The 1,760-nt window shown below is 35.9% G+C and carries 3 protein-coding genes; 1 reads left to right on the top strand and 2 read right to left on the bottom strand.

Annotation, left to right across the window (positions count from 1 at the left end; genetic code table 11):
• Positions 1-102 precede the first annotated feature (102 nt).
• Both ACIQCO_RS28125 and ACIQCO_RS28120 read right to left on the bottom strand, forming a co-directional pair.
• Positions 103-291 carry a hypothetical protein gene (locus tag ACIQCO_RS28125; RefSeq protein ID WP_400435466.1) on the bottom strand — a complete coding sequence of 63 codons (189 nt, stop codon included), beginning with the start codon at positions 289-291 and terminating at the stop codon, positions 103-105.
• Positions 292-458: 167 nt separating this feature from the next.
• Positions 459-623, bottom strand: a complete 165-nt coding sequence (locus ACIQCO_RS28120; protein ID WP_400435463.1) for a hypothetical protein — start codon at positions 621-623, stop codon at positions 459-461.
• Between the two features lie 134 nt (positions 624-757).
• Between ACIQCO_RS28120 and ACIQCO_RS28115 the strand changes: the two genes are divergently transcribed.
• Positions 758-1,597 carry a tyrosine-type recombinase/integrase gene (locus ACIQCO_RS28115; RefSeq protein WP_400435460.1) on the top strand — a complete coding sequence of 280 codons (840 nt, stop codon included), beginning with the start codon at positions 758-760 and terminating at the stop codon, positions 1,595-1,597.
• Positions 1,598-1,760 lie beyond the last annotated feature (163 nt).

Genomic DNA, 1,760 nt, shown 5'->3' with positions numbered 1-1,760 from the left:
GTATAATCCTTCAGTTCCGACAGGAACTGTCTAGCCTTTACCAGAGAAATGTGACCATCCTCCATTTAAGCTAGAAACATTTCGCACAACTAAACTGCTCCGTTAGTTTAAAAACGCCATCAATAGAGGGCTAAATAATGTAGGAACAAGCAATAGTAGAACTAAACCAGTGAACATATATGTAACATATTTCTTTCTATCAACACCTTCTCTTAGTTCCCACAATCCTATTGTTATGAAATATAAACCTATCATTAAAACTATTACTGCTAACATAACAATAATATTCATCTAATTATCCCCTTTCTATTAATTGTTTTCCCTCTTACCATAAATCCATTTTAACATAATATTCCAAACACCTATACAACTTTCTTGCTCCAATAATACAAAAAGAAGCGGCTGCCTTGTTCAGCAATCGCACCCCGTTAGTACAATGAATCCAGAAGCATTGTTTCCTAATTTTTCTCTAATATAACAAGTGAATAAACTGATGTTGCATCAGAATTATCTGACATTGCACTTTGAGAGACAACCTTCCATCCCTCTTGCAAAAGTTGATTTAAATCACTTAAGTTATTCTTCTTATCGGTAACATAATAAACTACGATTGCCTTTTGCATGATACACCTCCTGAACAAAATATATACTACATATCCATTAAACTGCTCCGATAGTTGAATAGGCTCTCCCGTTTCAATTTCGAGAATCAAGTCAATAATTCCTCTAAAAAAGAAATTTTAGGGAGAGATGTATTTTGTTATTGTCAAAGGCATGGGAAACGTATGAATCGGATAAACGAATTGAAGGGTTCTCACCACAAACACTTAAAGCATATAAACTTCAATCCACTTTACTTATTCGATATTTCAAGGATATAAATGTTGATACCATATCTACTGTTCAACTAAAAGAATACCTGGCAAAGTCGAGCGAAACCTTAAAACCTTCAAGTTTATCTCACCGAATACGCTTTATGAAATCATTTTTTCGTTGGTCACATGAAGAAGGACATGTTTCAAAAAATCCCGCTGCAAAAATAAAGGAACCTAAAACAGGGAAACGAATTCCTAAGTTTTTAACAGAAATTGAAATTGAATATTTACGTAAGGCGTGTACCAGCCCATTGGAAAAGGCATTGTTTGAATTCATGTTTTCTACAGGATGTCGTATAGGAGAAATTGTTACATTACAGAGGAGCAGAATTAATTGGTCAAACCGTTCCGCCATTGTTAGAGGTAAAGGAGATAAAGAAAGAGAAGTTTATTTTAATATCCGCTGCGAAATATGGCTTAAAAGATACAATGAACAACGCCAGGATAACGATGCAGCTATTTTTGTCACCGAACGGCATCCTCATCGAAAGAGCATTGCCCAAATGAGGTATATCATCAAGCGGATTTCAAAAAGGGCAGGCATAAATAAAACGATCCATCCACACCAGCTGAGGCACAGCTATGCTACTCACAAGTTAAATAATGGTGCTCCTCTTGAAGTCATTCAGTGTTTATTGGGACATGAGAAAAGCGAGACTACGAGGATATATGCACAGTTAAGCAGGAGTTTAAGGCAAGAGCTTTATAGGAAGTATTTTTAAAAAGGGACGCAAAAAAGCAATGCTGAAAAAAATTAAGTAGTTCCGATAACGTGGAGAAAACTTAAATTCACAGTAAGCCCGTAATCAAATAACGCATATAAACGAGTCGGCACCTCCGGTACGATAGACGTATCAATCAAAGGAGGTGCCATCTTTATGCCAA

Origin of the sequence: Neobacillus sp. NPDC093127, assembly GCF_044754175.1 — a bacterium.
GTDB lineage: Bacteria > Bacillota > Bacilli > Bacillales > Cytobacillaceae > Neobacillus.
This window is presented reverse-complemented; position numbering and strand designations above follow the sequence as displayed.